The organism is Vibrio sp. CUB2, from assembly GCF_001557945.1.
GTDB lineage: Bacteria > Pseudomonadota > Gammaproteobacteria > Enterobacterales > Vibrionaceae > Vibrio > Vibrio owensii.
Map to the genome: position 1 here is coordinate 79,383 of NZ_LNRB01000017.1, position 17,110 is coordinate 96,492.

The 17,110-nt window shown below is 44.3% G+C and carries 13 protein-coding genes; all 13 read right to left on the reverse strand.

All coding sequences use genetic code 11. The features are described from left to right. Positions 1–15: 15 nt before the first annotated feature. A complete protein-coding gene (locus ATB78_RS22285) occupies positions 16–495 on the reverse strand; it encodes a type VI secretion system tube protein Hcp (protein ID WP_005426862.1) in 480 nt (159 codons plus the stop codon). A gap of 206 nt (positions 496–701) precedes the next feature. Then, entirely contained in the window at positions 702–3,266 is a 2,565-nt protein-coding gene (gene tssH, locus ATB78_RS22290) for a type VI secretion system ATPase TssH (RefSeq protein ID WP_061010560.1), read from the reverse strand. A 10-nt stretch (positions 3,267–3,276) separates the two neighbouring features. Next, complete coding sequence (tssG, locus tag ATB78_RS22295; protein ID WP_061010563.1) at positions 3,277–4,239, reverse strand: type VI secretion system baseplate subunit TssG; 963 nt, start codon at positions 4,237–4,239, stop codon at positions 3,277–3,279. Further along, positions 4,236–6,059 carry a type VI secretion system baseplate subunit TssF gene (gene tssF, locus ATB78_RS22300; protein ID WP_061010565.1) on the reverse strand — a complete coding sequence of 608 codons (1,824 nt, stop codon included), beginning with the start codon at positions 6,057–6,059 and terminating at the stop codon, positions 4,236–4,238. Before tssF ends, tssG begins: the two co-directional genes overlap by 4 nt. After that, positions 6,056–6,520, reverse strand: coding sequence for a type VI secretion system baseplate subunit TssE (tssE, locus tag ATB78_RS22305; protein WP_061010567.1), 465 nt, complete (start codon positions 6,518–6,520; stop codon positions 6,056–6,058). Before tssE ends, tssF begins: the two co-directional genes overlap by 4 nt. 8 nt (positions 6,521–6,528) lie before the next feature. After that, a complete protein-coding gene (locus tag ATB78_RS22310; RefSeq protein ID WP_061010569.1) occupies positions 6,529–7,326 on the reverse strand; it encodes a type VI secretion system accessory protein TagJ in 798 nt (265 codons plus the stop codon). A gap of 9 nt (positions 7,327–7,335) precedes the next feature. Next, complete coding sequence (tssC, locus tag ATB78_RS22315; protein ID WP_061010571.1) at positions 7,336–8,847, reverse strand: type VI secretion system contractile sheath large subunit; 1,512 nt, start codon at positions 8,845–8,847, stop codon at positions 7,336–7,338. Positions 8,848–8,928: 81 nt separating this feature from the next. Then, positions 8,929–10,422, reverse strand: coding sequence for a type VI secretion system contractile sheath large subunit (tssC, locus tag ATB78_RS22320; RefSeq protein WP_005426776.1), 1,494 nt, complete (start codon positions 10,420–10,422; stop codon positions 8,929–8,931). Continuing rightward, positions 10,422–10,952 carry a type VI secretion system contractile sheath small subunit gene (tssB, locus tag ATB78_RS22325; RefSeq protein ID WP_061010573.1) on the reverse strand — a complete coding sequence of 177 codons (531 nt, stop codon included), beginning with the start codon at positions 10,950–10,952 and terminating at the stop codon, positions 10,422–10,424. Before tssB ends, tssC (ATB78_RS22320) begins: the two co-directional genes overlap by 1 nt. Before the next feature lie 15 nt (positions 10,953–10,967). Further along, positions 10,968–12,107, reverse strand: coding sequence for a type VI secretion system protein TssA (gene tssA / locus ATB78_RS22330; protein WP_061010575.1), 1,140 nt, complete (start codon positions 12,105–12,107; stop codon positions 10,968–10,970). Beyond that, on the reverse strand, positions 12,100–12,894 hold the full coding sequence (locus ATB78_RS22335) for a protein phosphatase 2C domain-containing protein (protein WP_061010577.1): 795 nt from the start codon (positions 12,892–12,894) through the stop codon (positions 12,100–12,102). The genes tssA and ATB78_RS22335 overlap by 8 nt, the downstream gene beginning before the upstream one ends. A gap of 10 nt (positions 12,895–12,904) precedes the next feature. Next, positions 12,905–13,600, reverse strand: a complete 696-nt coding sequence (tagF, locus tag ATB78_RS22340) for a type VI secretion system-associated protein TagF (RefSeq protein ID WP_061010579.1) — start codon at positions 13,598–13,600, stop codon at positions 12,905–12,907. Next, complete coding sequence (gene tssM, locus ATB78_RS22345) at positions 13,582–17,100, reverse strand: type VI secretion system membrane subunit TssM (RefSeq protein ID WP_061010581.1); 3,519 nt, start codon at positions 17,098–17,100, stop codon at positions 13,582–13,584. The genes tagF and tssM overlap by 19 nt, the downstream gene beginning before the upstream one ends. Positions 17,101–17,110 lie beyond the last annotated feature (10 nt).

Consider the following 17,110-nt stretch of genomic DNA (forward strand, 5'->3'; position numbering starts at 1 on the left):
CTTCCCGCAATTCAATTACATTTGTTGACCTTTCACACCGCTGTAGCCATATACTAATGGTGCAGATGTGTTGTTCTTATCGTCAGTTGGTGTCACTGTCATCATCATTTCAGTGTATGAAATAGTGATAGTTTCAATTGGGCGGTCATCTTGAATTGACACTGAGTAGTTTGAAATCATTGCATCTGTAAGCTCGATTTTCATGATTTCTTCCACTTTCTCACCTTGCTTGGTGATGTGGAATACAGCTGGTTTACCTTTACCAATGGTCGCTTCTTTAAAAAGATCCGGTGACGCGCGGTCTTGAAGCTTAGTGATTGTCAGGTCGTATAGACGTGTTGCACTTGCTTCACGGTCCATAGCAGTACCAGTGAATGATGAAATTTCACGACCAACACTCCAATCTACAGATAGTAGTGTAATTAGATCCTTGTACTGCTCAGCAGTTGCTTCACCTTTAATATCTGCATATTTAAGGTACGTGTTAGACTGCATGCTAATCTCCTATAGCATTATTAATGACATATTGCTTAATGTTTTAATTATCTATTCTATTTTGATAATTAATGATTGATGTATCAAAAATTTATTTTAAATACGCTCTTTTATATCTTTAATTACGAATTTAATTAAGCGCTATTTCTGATCAAAAATGTTTATTATGAAGCGACTCTCAAATAATTTTTACTTTAGAAAAACTGTTAAACAAGTGAGACACTCAATGATTTAACTGAACCTTCGATATTAATTATTTTAAATGTCTTACCATTAAGAATAGCGTTCAATATTTCATGAGAAATTTTCGGTAATAACCTATTTTCAATGGTTGTTTGCACGACTCTTGCCCCACTCCCAGACTCGTTACTGCTATCCACTATGTCGGTTACAAGGGCGTCACCGAAATGAAGTTCAGCCGAATAATGTTTTTCAATTCTGTCTGACACCTTTTTCAGCTTGAGGCGTGTAATTTGGGTCAGTACTTCCTTACCCAAAGGCACATACGGAAGCACATTCACTCTTCCCAAAAAGGCGGGCTTAAAGTCGTTTAGTAAGTCATCGTGTAGTGCGTCTTTTAGCGCACTTGGATCAGGGACTAGCTCTGGGTCATCGAACAGTGACATGGTGGTATCCGTCCCTGTATTCGCTGTCATGATGATAATCGTATTTTTGAAATCGATGTCTCTGCCTTCCCCGTCCTTAATTACCCCTTTATCAAAAACTTGGTAGAAAATGTCTTGAACTCCTGGGTGTGCTTTTTCCATTTCATCCAACAGTATTACACTATATGGCTTACGTCTGACGGCTTCAGTTAATACACCACCTTCACCATAACCCACGTACCCCGGAGGGGAGCCTAACAACAATGAGACCTTGTGTTCTTCTTTGAACTCCGACATGTTGATTGTCGTAACGTTGTCCTCACTACCATACACTTTTTCCGCAATCGCTAGCGCAGATTCCGTTTTACCCACACCACTTGGACCAGTTAATAGGAACACACCGTTTGGCTTGGATTCATCAGTCAATTGTGCACTCGCCGTTTTGATCACCTCAGCCATGATTTCTAGCGCGTGGTCTTGGCCAACAACCCTCTCGATTAAACTCTCTTTTAGGTTTAGAACAGCTTTTATTTCATCATCTTGCAGTTTGCCTAGTGGAATCCCAGTCCAGTCTGATATCACTTCAGCAATCAAAGCCTCGCTAACATGGGAAAACACTAAAGGCTGCGCACTCGCGTTTAAGTCGCTTTCGATTTCCATTAATTTTTTCTTATCTTCACTTAATGGTTCTAGAGCAATTTTTTCGCGTAACGCTATCGCTTGTTCAACCCACGCTTGTTCTTTGTTCCATTGCAACTCCAAGTCAGAGACCTGAGTAGATAACTCATCAATATCTCGTCTTATGCGCTGGACTGATTCAGTATTCTCCGAGCCAAATTGAAACTCTTTCTCAAGCTGCTTTAACTCGTCTTGTTTAAGTTGAACAGATTTCCTTTTGCTATCGAGCAACCCCGGAATGGCATTTTGGCTCAAGGCTACGCGGGAACATGCGGTATCTAAAACGGACACGGCTTTGTCTGGCAACTGCCTTCCATTTATGTAACGCGAGGAGAGCTGTACAGCGGCTTCTAAAGCATCGCTGGTGATGTAAACACCATGGTGTTCAGCCATAACACTCAATAGTCCACGTAACATGTTTACGGCAACCGCTGGCGTTGGCTCTTCCACTTTGACGACTTGAAATCGTCTTGTCAGGGCAGCATCTTTCTCGAAGTATTTTTTGTATTCCGCCCAGGTCGTTGCTGCTATCGTTCGCAGCTCACCTCTTGCCAGAGCGGGTTTGAGAATGTTCGCAGCGTCACCTTGACCGGCTTGCCCGCCACCACCAATCAAACCATGCGCTTCATCAATGAAAAGGATGATTGGCGTGGAAGACTCGTTAACTTCTTTGATCACGTTTTTTAATCGATTTTCGAATTCGCCTTTCATGCCAGCTCCAGCTTGAAGCAGAGCCATATCAAGAGACTTAATTGAAACGCCTTCTAACGCTGGAGGGACATCTCCGTCGACGATCTTTTGAGCCAGTCCTTCGACAACCGCTGTTTTACCTACCCCTGCTTCGCCCGTTAGTATTGGGTTGTTTTGACGCCTTCTAAGCAAAATATCAATCATTAGACGGATTTCATTCTCTCGTCCAACGACTGGATCAATCTTCCCTGCCTTTGCTTGTTCAGTAAGATCCACGGTGAACTGATCCAACGCCGCGTTCGACCCTTTAGTTCCAGTAACGCCAGCTTGATGTGGCGAATTCGCCTCTGATAATCCAAGGAGTGCACTTGCCTCTACTTTGTCTAGTTCTGTGCTGACTTGGTTCATCACGTTCGCCAAGCTTTCATCTGACAAATAAGCACTTAGCAGATGGATACAATCAAGATCCGTTGCTTGAAACTCAATCGTCGAGACCATCATGGCGTTTTGCATCACCGAAACGGTATGTGCTGAAAGTCCCGGAACTGACTCACAACCTGTTTTATACTTTTCTAATTGAGATAGTAGCTGTGATTCAACTACCTGCGCGTCGACATTAAATTTATCGAAAACTTCAGCATAGATTTGATTGGGATTTTGGACAATGGTGAGTAACCAATGCGTCATTTCAATACTATGGTGAGTACGCGAACTGGCCATAGCGGCTGCTTGCTCAAGTGTTTCTCGTGCAACAGGTGATAACCTTTCGACCAACGCTGAAAGTGAGAGTAAAGCCATTTTGATTCCCTTAAATGGTAATTGTTATTTTTCGATCTTTGGTTCGTTTATGTTTTGCCAAAACGGTTCCTATCCCTAATTGACCAGAACCTTTAACAAGACGAACTTGAGGTAAATGTTTATGACGTGTCGTGAGCTTCCAATTAATGCGCTTATGCTTACCAACATAGTCCTGCACAACTGACTTTATGGTTGCTAAGCTCGATTTATTTGGCAGTAATTGCTCAACCTGTAATGTGTTCGTCGGAAACAGCTCAATCGTAATTCCTGCATTGATATTCCATGCCTTAGCACCGATAGAAGCTCCTCGCCCTAATTGAGCAAACTGCCCTTCAGGCGATGATCCTCCAGCTAGCTTAGTTTGCTCATCTTGCGATACACTCATCCACTGCCCCTGAAGCTCGTGTAACTTAGCTTCACAGTCTGTGAGGTGCTCAATTAAATCTTTTAGCGCACCTTTACCGCGACCTTTCTGCGCAAACAATCCTGCATAGTAATTGTTCAGCCGCTTTTCATGCCCAGTTACCGCTTCAAGACTGCTCAACAGCGGCGCTCGGTTGCCCTTATTGCGCTCGCGTGCCTGCACCGCAAATTGACTCAACTGCCAACTTCGGTAGTACAGTGACAGCAAGCGATGATTGAAAATGTTATAAAAATCAACCATTGCACCATCACCGGCCTTTTCACGACCGATAGCCAATTCACTGTAGTAACTTGGTAAAACACCTTGCTCACCCGTTAAGCCAAGCAAGTTCGTTTCTAGGAAAACTTTATGCTCAGACAGTGTCGCATTGGCCAGTTGCGCATTCTCATAACCCAATGAGGCATTTACTTTTAACTCAAGCTTCTCTTTCTTGGGTAATTCATCCGAGCCTAGTTGCGTTTGCGAACGAAGCAACGCTTGCTCGATTAAGTGGATAGCTTCGAACAACGGCCGCTTTTTCAACTGAATCAAGAACTCTTCTGGTTTCATAACAAAGCTTTGTTTCCGATCAGTGCTGGCCACCGATGAAATAACTGGCCTGTCGATTTAAGTTTTACTTCTAACTGCGTAAAAATGTTTACTTCCGCAAACTGAGAGAAGTACACCGACAAGACGCAACCTAAAAGGAAGACTTGCTCTTTAGATATCATTTGATCAGAGACGGTCAATATGAGCTTAACACCATGAGCAAATCCAACTTTACCCTTTTCGTTGACCCTTCCCGTTGTTTGCTGATACTCGAAATTTACCAGAGCATCGATCAGCGATTTCGTTTCCGCAGTACCTGTAAACGCATACAAGTTGAGTAATTGCTTGAGCGTAGAGAGTCCGTCCTCATCGGTAAAGTGAGTCAGGGTAAGCAGTTTGGTTAGTTGCCAACGCGTGCTCTCATCCATTTCCGGCCTCACCGTCTCAGACAAAGAAACAAGGCATCGAAGCTTAGCAAAATTGTCATTGACACTCGGTAGCGAGACCTCTGGCAGGCCGCCACCAAAAGGCAGTTTCTGCGGTAAGTTTCGATTGCAACATTCCGCCTGTACGTACATCAGCCAGTTTTCACGACTTTCAGGAGCAAATAGGCGGTGCTTTTTATCCACGAATGAAATGTAGCTTTCTCGGCCCGGTTCATCGAACCCACCTGCCCAATTCTTATCCTCTCGCCTCATGACCCAAAAAATCTCGCTTTTGTTCATGTAATGGGTGTGTTCACCGGCAAAATAACTGGGCAAGTTCTCGTATGTTTTATTCCAATTTCTAAGCGTGACGTTCGAAATAGACACCACTTCGTTGCTCTCTGCTTCTTGGTATTGTGGAGACAGTTGGTATTCGTACTCGGCTGGCTCTAGTCGCTTTGGCTCCATTGTGGTTTTGAACAGATTGATGATGGGAACACAACCTAATAACACACTGTCTTTGTCAACTTGCTTTGGGAGCCAGTCATCATTGCAGTCAAAGTAGAAGTTGAGTTCCAACTCCTCGTTAATACCTAGCTTTTCGAGATTTAAGTCAACGACATCAAAGAACATAAACTTCTCGGGGAAGTGTAAATATTCCACCAACATCCTCGAAGAAGAAAAGCTTCTCTTGCTATAGGGCACGACTTGTTGACTATCGATAAAACCGACAGCTTGGCGGTGACATGGAGTGTACGAAGCCTGCTCACAACCATTCACCGAGACAGAGATCCCGATTAGGCTTTGGAACAATAGCTGATATAACCGTTGAGTAAGCTGTGCTTGGCCATTGAGGTAGAATCTGAGCGTCTCGACTCCCACCTCACTTAATGCAGACTCACCGTCATTAGCATTAATCTTTACCTTAAGTACAGATTTAGACGAACGCTCCCAAGGAGAACCAATCGGCTGTATCGGGGCATTTTCAAAAGTTCCTGCCGATATATCGAAGGGATACATTCTTGTCTCATAACACGTTCTGAATTCACATTCTTTGTAACCCGGCGCGCCAACCATCACCTTTTCCCCCTTAGAAACATCAAAGGGAGCAGAGGTCGACTCATTACATTTCATTTTAATGATCGACATTGAAGGGATTGGCGCATGAAAATCCGGATGCAACTGCCCCATCAAAGATTCCGTAAACTGCGGATAACTGTTATCGAGACTTTGACGTATACGAGCTGTCATGAAAGCGCAACCTTCAAGAAGCCTCTCCACATGAGGGTCATCGACTTGCTCTTCACTGATCCCCAATCGAGAAGCAATTTTGGGGTACTGCTCGCCAAACTCTTGCCCTTTATGGCGCAGGTAAGCTAACTCTCGGTTGTAATACTTAAGGAACTCGTCACTCATTTCATTCTGCTCAACTTCATGCCTAAACTTACGGGTTCTACTTCTGAGTTAAATGTCACTTCGTGTGTGTTATTGCCAATCAGACAAGTCGCGCTGATCTTTAGTCTCAAGGTCCTGTCTACTGCGCTCTTTTCATCTAAAATGCTAACGTTCGGGCTTTCTAGGCGAGGCTCAAACTCTAAAATCGCATCACGAACGATCTCACACAGTTGATCTTGCCCCTGCTTGCTGCTGTATGGCATAGACGAAAACTCAGGTAATCCATAATTTAAAATTGAGGACTTTACTTCTCTGAGATCATCCGAAATTTCCGTCCAACCGATACGGCTGTTCAGCATGGACTCCAAATCTCTTAGAAGATTGTCGACCAATGCTTGCTGACCCAACGGAAAATCCTTGTCTTCTCTAATATGTGGATCGTTATCGATAAGCTTGTCGAGTAAAGAAGCGACCAATGGCATAAAAACCTCTATGCCAATGCCTTGCTTTCTGACAAGGTGCCCAGCTCAAAGATAGGCAGTGCTTTATCACCGACAAGCCAACATTTTTGACCTAGGCCGACAAACAGTTCACTTTCACCTAATTGCCTCCAATCTGTTTCTCGGCCAAGTTTTTGCGCGTCGGTAACAGAATCAATGTAAGTCAGTGGCATATGACCCTCACCTTCACCCAAGCCGTCAATGTCAAACTCAACAGGTCGCCAGACGTGTTCAAGCATCGAGCTCGCTTGTTTTATGTCTAACTGCTTAATGTTTTTGATCGGCACCAGAAAGTAGTTACCTGCCGTCGAGAAAAGTTCGATATATCCGGATAAACGATCGTCAATATCTCTCACATCCTCAAACTCTCGAGTTCCTTGTAGGAAACGCTTTTGCTCTCGCATATTTTCCAGTGACTGAGCGAGTTCATAGCCATGATCAAACTCTTCATTTTTGATGGCTAAATTAAGGTCTACAACAAGCTTATTGCCCTGCTGATCAAATTCAATAAACTGTGCAGTGGCAGCCCCACCAGTAAAGTCTTTTCGTGCTTGTGCCGCTTTCACCATATGGCGTAACTGACTCGCACCAGATAAATATTCAGGGAACAATTTAATCGACTGTATGAGCTGATCGTCAGCACGTTCAAAATCCCCGTCAATACACAACAGTTCAATAAAAGAACTGCGTAACCCTGCATCTTTTGGTGAAGCTTTAATGTCTTCGATAATCAGTATTATAGCCTGTTGTAAGTTGCCCTCAGAAAGCGCATTTTTCCATGTTTTCATTGTCTTCCCTTACACCACTTGTTCTGGTGATAATTCCGTAATAAGTTTGACTGCCGATACCATCTGGTCGAGTTGAAAATGAGGCCGTAGATGAACCACCGAATAATAGTGTCCGGGGGAGTCACGTTTTTCTTTAACGCTGATGTTTGCCTCATTTAAAGGGTATTTTGCCCTCAGTTCATCCGAAGCTTCGTCAGAGGCTGTTGTGTATTGATGAAGCCACTTTTGGAAGTCTCGTTGGATTGAATGTGCATCTTGATAACCACCGATTTTGTCTCGTCCCATGACCTTTATGTAATGGGCGATTCGTGAAACACAAAGCGTGTATTGCAGCATCGAGGTCAGCTTGGCGTTCATAGTGATATGCTGCTCTTCGAACTGTCTTGGCTTATAAATGGACACGCTGGAAGTCATCCCCACCATGTAGGTTTCTGCAACTGGTGACATGGTGATAAATCCACAATCCGATATTTCTTTTTCCTTGCGCTCTGAAACCTTTAAGTTCAAAGGACTTCTATCGCGGGTATTTTTGCTAGTGAAATGCACTGAACTTCGCGTGGGCGCTAAAATTGTTCCTTGTGTGTAATCGCCTTGCTTAACGCCCCTCATGTGAGTAAACCAGCCATGTTCTTGATACGTTCGAATTGCAATCGCAGCGAAACAAAACGCGGCACTTCCCCACTGCAATTCGCTCTCAGAATTATTGATAGCTTCTTCGAAATCAAACCCTTCTATACGAGAACCGTCTCTGGTATAAGGCAAGCGAAACAACACGTTTGGTGCAGCAATACCGATGAATTTCGCATCTTCCGATTCTCGTAACTTTTGCCATTTTATGTACTCAACTTGTTCAAACTGAGCGCCGATATCTGTGGTCGATGACAACTCTGAAAATCGATTAACACCGAACACACTTGGCTGTGCAGACAGAATGAATGGACTGAATGCCGCTGCCGCAGTTTGCGCAACCTTACTTAACACCGTTAAATCTCGATCAAAGTGATTTTTCGCTGGATCATGTCTTAGTTCATAATCACCGATCACCACCCCAAAAGGCTCACCACCCGGCATGCCATATTCATTCTGATACAACAATTTAAACAGTGCAGATTGATCAAACTCGATGGCTTTCAGTGCATCTTTGCTGACCTCATCCCATGTTGCCGAAAGCACTTTTATCTTCACAGGCTCACTGGATTGGCTAGCAGTTTGCTCACATAGATAGCGAACACCTAACCATGATTTTTCCAATGCCTGAAATGCTTGATGATGAATAATCTCATTCAATTGCTCTTCCAATATTTGGTCAATCTGATCGATGGCCATCAACACGCTATATCGAAAATCATCAACAGTTGAACTTTTTGTTCCTTCTAGCCAAATTTTTGCCGAATGTATTGAATCTACTGACTCGCCAAACTGAGTAATCCAGTGGCTATCAAGTTCCGCACACCCAAGTGGACTGAACTCATGTTTCAGTTCACTTGGGTCTAAGAAATTCAATGTCATATCGTTAGCCATTCCAAATCGTCATTTTTAATACTCAATCTCTATTCCAAAGTGTGGAAGGAGTGGTTGACCCAAAGGCCAACCACCTATTATTTAACCACCCGATTGAGGGATCTTTGCGACCAAGCGTAGTGACGTGGTCAACTCTTCCATTTGCAGCCAAGGCTTCAACCATGCCACAGCATTGTAGGAACCTGGCGCACCCGGAATTTCTTTCACCTGAACACGAGCATCGGCAAGTGGGTATTTCGCACGGATTTCTTGACCACCACCTTCTGAGGCATTCACGTAGCTTAAGATCCAGCGGTTTAGCCACGACTCCACGTCTTCCGCTTCCATAAAGCTACCAATCTTATCGCGCGCCATGACCTTCAAGTAATGAGCAAAACGTGACGTTGCCATCATGTAAGGTAAGCGTGCTGAAATGGCCGCATTTGCAGTCGCATCAGGAGAATCGTGATTGGCTGGTTTTTGACAGGTTTGTGCACCAAAGAAAACCGCGTAGTTGGTGTTCTTATAGTGGCACAAAGGAAGGAAACCAAGTTTACCTAGTTCCGCTTCACGTCGGTCTGTAATGCCAATTTCTGTCGGGCATTTCATATCTGGGTCGCCGTCATCGCTCATGAAGAAGTGCGTCGGTAGGTTATCTACTCGGCCACCGCCTTCTGCGCCACGAATAGCGGTACAGAAGCCATATTTCGAGAATGCATCGGTAAGCTTAGCGCCCAGCACATAAGAAGAGTTCATCCAACAGTAATCATTATGTTCAGCATTCGTTGCAATACCCGACACTGAGTCAACGTCAAATTCTTCAAAGCCAAACTCTTCCACCGGCGAAGTTGCTTGCCCATAAGGCAAACGCGCCAGTACTTTAGGCATGGTCAAGCTTACAAAACGAGAATCTGCGCTTTCACGGAAAGAACGCCATTGAGCATATTCCAGTGATTCGAAAACTTTGTCCAAATCGCGAGGTTTAGAAAGCTCTGTCCACTCATCAAAACCAAACAATGCAGGTGAAGCCGCAGATAAGAATGGAGAGAAACCAGACGCGGCCACATTCGACATTAAGCGAAGTGATTCAATGTCTTCTGGGTGGTTGGTAAATTCGTAATCACCAATCAGTGCACCATAGGGCTCACCACCAGCACTGCCAAATTCCGACTCATATACTTTCTTGAAGATCTGACTTTGGTCAAACTCCACCGCTTTGCTCAAATCTTTATGAAGCTCTTTCTTCGTCATGCTGATCATGCGAATTTTCAGTGTCGAACTGGTATCTGAGTTCATGACTAAGTAGTTCAAACCACGCCAAGATCCTTCAAGCTTTTGCAGTTCTGGGTGGTGCATGACTTCAGACAATTGTTCAGAAATCTGGCGATCGAGTAAGTTGATCGCTTCACGGAAAGTCACGGTTAGGTTCTTATTCCATGAGACCGTGCCTTTCATTGCTTCTTCAGTTAACGTCTTAATCAGCTCTTCAGCACGTGAAGCTTCTGTTTGCTTTGTTGCGCCAATCGCTTGCTCTAGAAAAGAGGAAGTCTGCTCACCAACGGTAGGATCAAGCTGCTTTTCAATTTGCGTTGTCATCACTTCAGCCCCTCTGGATTGTCCGTCGGGTGAGCGTCACCTAGTTTCAGCTCGCCTGCTAGCTTGGTTAAGTTATCCGTGTTGTTTAAGACATCTTCTAGAATATTTTCCAACTCTTCTGAACGATCCACCTTTGTCATTAGGTCACGTAGCTTATTGCGTGTTTCCATTAACTGGCGCAGTGGGTCTACTTGATTCACGATCGCTGCTGGCTCAAAGTCCTGCATCGATTTGAAGCTCAGATCAACTTCAAATTGTGAGTCATCTTTCGCGAGTTTGTTGGCAACCTTAAACTTCACTGACGGGTTCATTTTCTTAAGAACGTCATCGAAGTTATCTCTGTCGATCTGAATAAAGCGACGGTCTTTGAGTGGCTTCAGCGCTTCCGTATTTTGTCCTGCGAAATCGCCCATTACACCAACAACAAAAGGAAGCTCTTTTTTCAGCGTTGTTCCTTCAGTTTCAACATCATAGGTAATGTGAACACGAGGCTTCCTTACTCGTGACAGTTTCGAGTGGATACTCGTCATACCGTTCTCCCTTTCTTAATTTTCATTTTGTTCTGCTATGCCAACTAAACGGAAATAGCTTCTCTTTGCATCTCCGTCGGAGATCAATTCCGCCAGTAATTCCGGCAGAGGCATTCCACACCAACGAATGATTTGTTCGATGGAGTAAGAAACTGGTGAATGAGGCTCACTTTCTCTAAAGAAGTCTGCCACCTTTTGTAACTGCTCAATCGCTTGCTCACGCGATTGCATGTTTGTCATCAATAAAGCGCCGTTTTGCTCCTGTACCGTTGGTGCTTCCTGCTCCTCAGTCGGATCAAGCTGAATAACTTCATTTACCTCTGATGGAGTTTGAAAACGAACGCCCAATAGATGCTTTAATGCCGAATGTATTGAATCTAGTTTTTTGGAAATGTATGAGCTTGGGGTAACATCCCCAACCGCATCATCAAGCTTTTGGCTAAATTGGCCAAACGCAGCCATCGCAAACTCAAGGTCAGAGATAAGTTCACGATAAAACTCGTCAGATGTAGATTTCACCGTGTCGTTAATCTTGGACATTTCAACAGCACCCTGCTCAACCTTGTAGCGGCGCTTGTCTTCATCAAGTCTCTCTAACTCAATCGCTTGCTGATATTCCCAAAAGACGTACGATTGCTCTACCCCCATGTCAGTCAGGGGAATGGATGCTAAAGGAAAAATTAACGTACCCTCACTATCGATGCCATTTAGGCCAATAATGGAAGAGATACGCGTCTCCATCCCGTCTTCATCAGGCATTGGATACAGTTGTTCCCAAAAATTGTCGATGAAGTTTGAGGCAATTTCATAGCCAACCCCCATGCCACGAAATCCATAAAGACGCGTGAGGGCTTCAATTAACCATGCAACAAATTCTAAGTCTTTTGATTGGCGAGAAAGAATATCCGGAACTTCGTCAATAAAGACACGCCATAAATTAATGTGCGTTAGTATGCTCTCTTCTTCGATAATCGCATTGCGCTCAGCATTGCGTGCCGCCATTCGACTGTCTTTTAAACGGTAGTATGCCGACTGAGGTGACACGTCTTCACGCGGGTCTACACCTGTTGGGCGCTCTTCTGATACTGGCAATAGAACCGGTGCCAACCAATCGAATACCCTGCTAGAGTCAGAGACACTTTTTGAATCAACCATTCGCCTTGCTCCTCAAGAATACTGGGATAGTGGCATCGTCTTGTGTTCGTCCGTCTAGCTCGCTTCTCTCACAGCAAGCTTTGATCAAAGCACACGTGACATTGTCACTCGCACCTCTCACTAATGCAGAATGCATCAAAGCTAAGCCCGCCTGATTAACCGAGTCTGCATAAAGTGTCTTGTGCATCTCATCGTTGGTTAGTTCTTTTGATAGTCCATCACTGCACAAAAGAAATTGGTCACCGTCTGCAAGCTGGCCTGATACTTGGTCTATCGTGACTATTTCGTCCACACCAATCGCTCGAGTAATGACATTAGCCAATGGATGTGACTCTGCATCCTCAAAAGCCAATAGACCTTGCTCAACCAAATCCATGACTTGGCTGTGATCTCTAGTTTTTTGGGAGAAGCGACCTTCTCTGAGTTGATAGATGCGGCTGTCTCCTACCCATAAACAATGGAAGTAGCCATCTTGCATAAACAATAAAACGAGAGTGGTTCCCATGGTTTTGCCCTCTAAGTGGGCTTGTGCGTAATCAAAAATCTCTTTGTTTGCTTGCCGGACAACCGTTCTTAGTTCATCGATATTCGTCGTTTTATTGTCTTTGATATGACGAGCGATACGAGCCACTAACATCTGACTCGCAATATCCCCCGCACTGTGTCCACCCATTCCATCCGCTACAACCCAAAGCCCAGTTTCAGACATATCAAGTAAGGCGTCTTCGTTATAAGGTCGTACTTTTCCTGGGTGCGTCTTAGCAAAAGTAAAGTAATTCCAATTCATTCTTCGCTTCCTACCAATTCCACTTTTGCCAATTGCCGTCTAGCATTGCGGAATATTGTCCTATCGATGGCAAGCCAGATGTCACCAACATGCACGGTTCGATGTTGCCCGAGCCGTCTGTCCACCAAAAGCAAGGCGTTTTGTAAGCCTTACCAATCATTCGATTCAAAAGGCTATTCACTGATAGCTGCGACGAACGCTGATAAATGACGGACAGTTCACTTTCATAAGCTATCGTTGGAACTTGGCTTACGCCCGCTTCTTCGCTTGGTAGATTGTTAGAGTCTGTCAGACCTTGTGCCCATGCATCGAAAACAAATTCATCACTCAATACGGCAACTGCAAGGTTTTGGCTATGCTGTGTCCAGTCACTCTGTTGCCAGTAGTTCACCGCAGGTCCCTGTACTGCGCGCGCCACCGTAAAAAAGAAATAACGACCCGACGAATCCACGCTCGGAATGACACTGCCGATATAAGTGGCGTCTTCCATGTAAGAAACATCAAGCGCAAAATGCCAGATAGGAGCAGTCAAAAAATACTCGCTCCAATTTTCCCCCAGTTGCTCACGGCTAACGGCGATCACTGCTTGCTGCCAGTCGTGCCAACGACCAGTAAATTCTTGGGACAAACCGTCTTTAACAAAATCCCCTTTAGCCGGCATTTTCCCTATGTAACCCCAAGAAGAAGTTAAAGCGTTTGTGGACATCGAAACCTCTCCATTTCATTTGACCAGAATGGGTTTACTGTGCTCGAAGGGATCAGCTCCAGTTGAACTTTATTACCATTGAGATCAATCATCACGATGTTGTCTTTTCGTGACTCCGGACGCGCTTTAAGCGATTGGTCTAGCAATCTAAAGATGCCCCATTCACCTTCATATGTATGGGCAATTTCGCGCTTTGATTCCGGCGGCGTAAATACGATTCGGGTTTGATCTTGACCTGCTGGCCAACTCAACGATTTAGCACGTGCTGGACCATGTTTATAAACGAGGTCTTGTTCACCTAGCTCCAATACAAAACGAGTGATATGTTGGTCTAGATAGACTGGCTTCATTCCAAACTCGACTCTCAGCGAGTTATCAGATTCAAAGAAGGTTTGCCTAATGCGCTTTGCTTGTTGAAACACCGCTAATGTTTCAGGCCTCACACCGATTTCTTTCTCAAGTTTCCAGCGTCTAGAGGAGGTGTCCACAAATGGTTCGAGATACTCTTTAAAGAAAGAGTCCATTGTTCCGCCATAGCCGAAGAAACGTTTAAAATCTTTAAGTCGCACTTCCTTGGACGCATTTGAAACAAAGGGATAACGTCCCGCGATAGAACGACGATACGGTTTTACTACTTGCGTTTGCCACAGCTGGTTTAGGTGATCTTTAGAACCACTCTCAGCAAATTTCACTGACTCTTGAGACAACTCACCTAACCATTGATTAAATGGCTTTGGTAGCAACTCTCGCGCCCGCTCAAAAGAGGCAGCTACATCTTGGGTAACCGTTCCATCTAGAATGCTCTTGTAAGCAATTTTTTGATTGTTCCCTGAGCTTGATAGATCAGACAAGTAAGAACGCAGATTAACCATTGCTTGCTGAATGTCGTCAAAATCTTGCTCATCCAAACGTAGAATTTCAGTAAAGTGTTGCTCCACTTCGTTCCCGGGCAAGGCTACGTTAAACGCATTTTCCTCAGGTAAATACAGATCGAGCTTGTCAGCCGTATTTGAAAACTTCACCTTCGCGACATTTCCCGCAACTTCAGAGGCGGCTTTTTGGTTTTCTGACAAAACCACTTTCGTTAAGCCCACTTCTTTTTGAATCGCACGCAGTAGTGATTCAATTGGCCTTTCGACACCAGAGAGCACCCTCGCCTGAGCGGAAGCCAACTCTAAACTTGGCGCCTGTTTAAGCTGGATGTCTTCAATCAGGTTTTTCCACTCATTGATATAATCTTGGTAATAACGCTCTTTTACACCTCGAGTAGCGCTTGCATGGTCAATTTCATGCGCTTTTAAATCGTCCCCATAGACCCAGTTTTCCTCCATCAAACTTTTTACCGTGCGGTTAATTTGAATTTGAAAAATGCTATGGAATCCGTTGTAAGTGTAAAAACCGGAAATACCTTGCGATAGTGGCTTACCACTGTTTCGTTCGAACTGATCTAAACCTTTCGGTCCTAGAACGTCAGTCAACCTAAATGAAGGCACATGGCTTTTCGCAAACTGCAACTTCATACGTTGGTAAGCACGTTCCGGCAAAGACATTTGTGTTAAAACTTCTCGAGCCTCCGCTACCGATGATTCGTCGTAAGAAAGCCCTCGCTCGTTGCTGTCCAGCAAGTTTCGAGTGTGCGTCATTAAGCGCTCTCTTAGCACCTCATTAAGTACACCTGGGTAATGACGTTCATAGTAGAAACCAAACCAACTCAGAACTTCCTCTTGCTTATATTTATTTGGGTTAAACAGCATCAAATAAGTTTTGAGTGTTTCGTATAGATATTGACGATGCTCTTGGTTTCCTTCCATTTCTGAGACAAGACTCTGAAGCACCATTGGGGCAAAGTGCTTATTTAACGCAGAGGTATAAGCACTGTTCGCCGCTTGAGAGACCTTATCCCCTTGATACAGGCCAAACTTTTTGATCGCCGTTTCGTCTTCATGATCGCTTTGTTTACCGAGCGGTAACATCATGATGCGATCAAGCGTTTCTATTGCACTGATAATATCTGAATCAAAGTCCAAACTATCCGCGCCTATCATTGCGTTGATATGGTCAGTCTGCTTATTGGTTTGATTAATAAGGTTCACGTTCCACTGGTAACTGGTGAACCAAACGCCCGTAGCACCGGCCAGTGCTACTGCACATCCGATATAAACGCCTCGATGAAGCCAACTAGACTGTTTTTGATAATGACGATTCACCGTACCAAGCAATTGCTCTTTGAAAATCACTCGATCAAATAGGTTTTTGACAAAGTAACTATCAGAACTTCGACTGTTCATTGATAGCCCAAGCTTGCCAAGCCCCAATCCACTTGTGGCTTCATTCATTAAACGGCTAACAGGGGTTCCTTCTTGAACTGAACTCACCATAAACACACCACGGATGAGAGTCGCTTCTTCAAAGCTGTTTTGAGCAAAAATATCGGTTAGAAACTCGTCTAAGTTTGCCTGTAGTACACGCAGCTGTTTTGGAAACTCGAAGATTAGCGCACGCTTATCAAGATCATCTTCAGTTTCAAGGATCCTCAACATTCGAGCATCAAGACATTCTAATAGGTGATGAAACTCTTTATTAAAAAGAGAAATAACGCCTTTCTCATCCTCACAATCTTGAGGGAACATAAAACCAAAGAGATCGTCTCGCTCTTCTTTACTCAAGTCAGAAAAAAATTCATTAAACCCCGCGACGAGATCCATCTTAGTAAGCAGTACGTAGATTGGAAATTGCATACCCAATTGATTTTTCAACTCTTGTAAACGTGCCTTAATTGCTCTTGCGTGCAAGCTGCGCTCAGTGCGAGTCTGCGACATCATGCTGGCCAAACTCACCGTCACGATAGCGCCATTGATTGGTCTCTGGGTTCGGTATTTTTTAAGTAGCCCAAGGAACCCATGCCAAGCCTTTGAGTCGACCTTTTCCTGACTGTCTTGCGTGGTGTAACGCCCTGCAGTATCAATTAACACCGCTTTGTTGGCGAACCACCAATCGCAATGTCGAGTACCACCAACCCCAGCGACCGAACCTGTACCCATTGACTCAGCCAAAGGAAATTCCAAACCAGACTGCTTGAGAACCGTTGTTTTACCCGTACCAGGAGGGCCAATCAAAACGTACCAAGGCAATTCATAAAGGCTGCGTTTTCCTTTATGTGTTTTAGTCACGACTTTAATTGCCTGTTCAATCCTATCTTGCAAGACATTGATTTCAGAAGCGGCTTCTTTATCCGATTGAGAGTCAACTTCTAACAAAGTCTGAATACTCTCGTCTTCTTTTACTTTTTGCTTGTGTTGTTTCGTAAGATTGAAGATCCCCCAAACGAAAACCAACACCAAAATACTGACGAGACGTTGAAAATCCGTCTTTAAAGGTTCATAACCTGCAACGGTAATTAGTGGCCCAACAGCCCATATAAAGATTGAACAAGCTGCGACACCAACTAAGCCGATAAACCAGCGTTGAGTAAAGATTTTGCCTACTTCTCGGATACTCATTTATCTCACT

Bases quoted from the DNA above. Each gene is read 5' to 3' on its own strand.
- tagF (WP_061010579.1), bottom strand. From the start codon at position 13,600: ATGTCCACAAACGCTTTAACTTCTTCTTGGGGTTACATAGGGAAAATG.
- ATB78_RS22335 (WP_061010577.1), bottom strand. From the start codon at position 12,894: ATGAATTGGAATTACTTTACTTTTGCTAAGACGCACCCAGGAAAAGTA.
- tssG (WP_061010563.1), bottom strand. From the start codon at position 4,239: ATGAAACCAGAAGAGTTCTTGATTCAGTTGAAAAAGCGGCCGTTGTTC.
- ATB78_RS22285 (WP_005426862.1), bottom strand. From the start codon at position 495: ATGCAGTCTAACACGTACCTTAAATATGCAGATATTAAAGGTGAAGCA.
- tssC (WP_005426776.1), bottom strand. From the start codon at position 10,422: ATGACAACGCAAATTGAAAAGCAGCTTGATCCTACCGTTGGTGAGCAG.
- tssB (WP_061010573.1), bottom strand. From the start codon at position 10,952: ATGACGAGTATCCACTCGAAACTGTCACGAGTAAGGAAGCCTCGTGTT.
- tssH (WP_061010560.1), bottom strand. From the start codon at position 3,266: ATGGCTTTACTCTCACTTTCAGCGTTGGTCGAAAGGTTATCACCTGTT.
- tssE (WP_061010567.1), bottom strand. From the start codon at position 6,520: ATGCCATTGGTCGCTTCTTTACTCGACAAGCTTATCGATAACGATCCA.
- tssF (WP_061010565.1), bottom strand. From the start codon at position 6,059: ATGAGTGACGAGTTCCTTAAGTATTACAACCGAGAGTTAGCTTACCTG.
- ATB78_RS22310 (WP_061010569.1), bottom strand. From the start codon at position 7,326: ATGAAAACATGGAAAAATGCGCTTTCTGAGGGCAACTTACAACAGGCT.
- tssM (WP_061010581.1), bottom strand. From the start codon at position 17,100: ATGAGTATCCGAGAAGTAGGCAAAATCTTTACTCAACGCTGGTTTATC.
- tssA (WP_061010575.1), bottom strand. From the start codon at position 12,107: ATGGTTGATTCAAAAAGTGTCTCTGACTCTAGCAGGGTATTCGATTGG.
- tssC (WP_061010571.1), bottom strand. From the start codon at position 8,847: ATGGCTAACGATATGACATTGAATTTCTTAGACCCAAGTGAACTGAAA.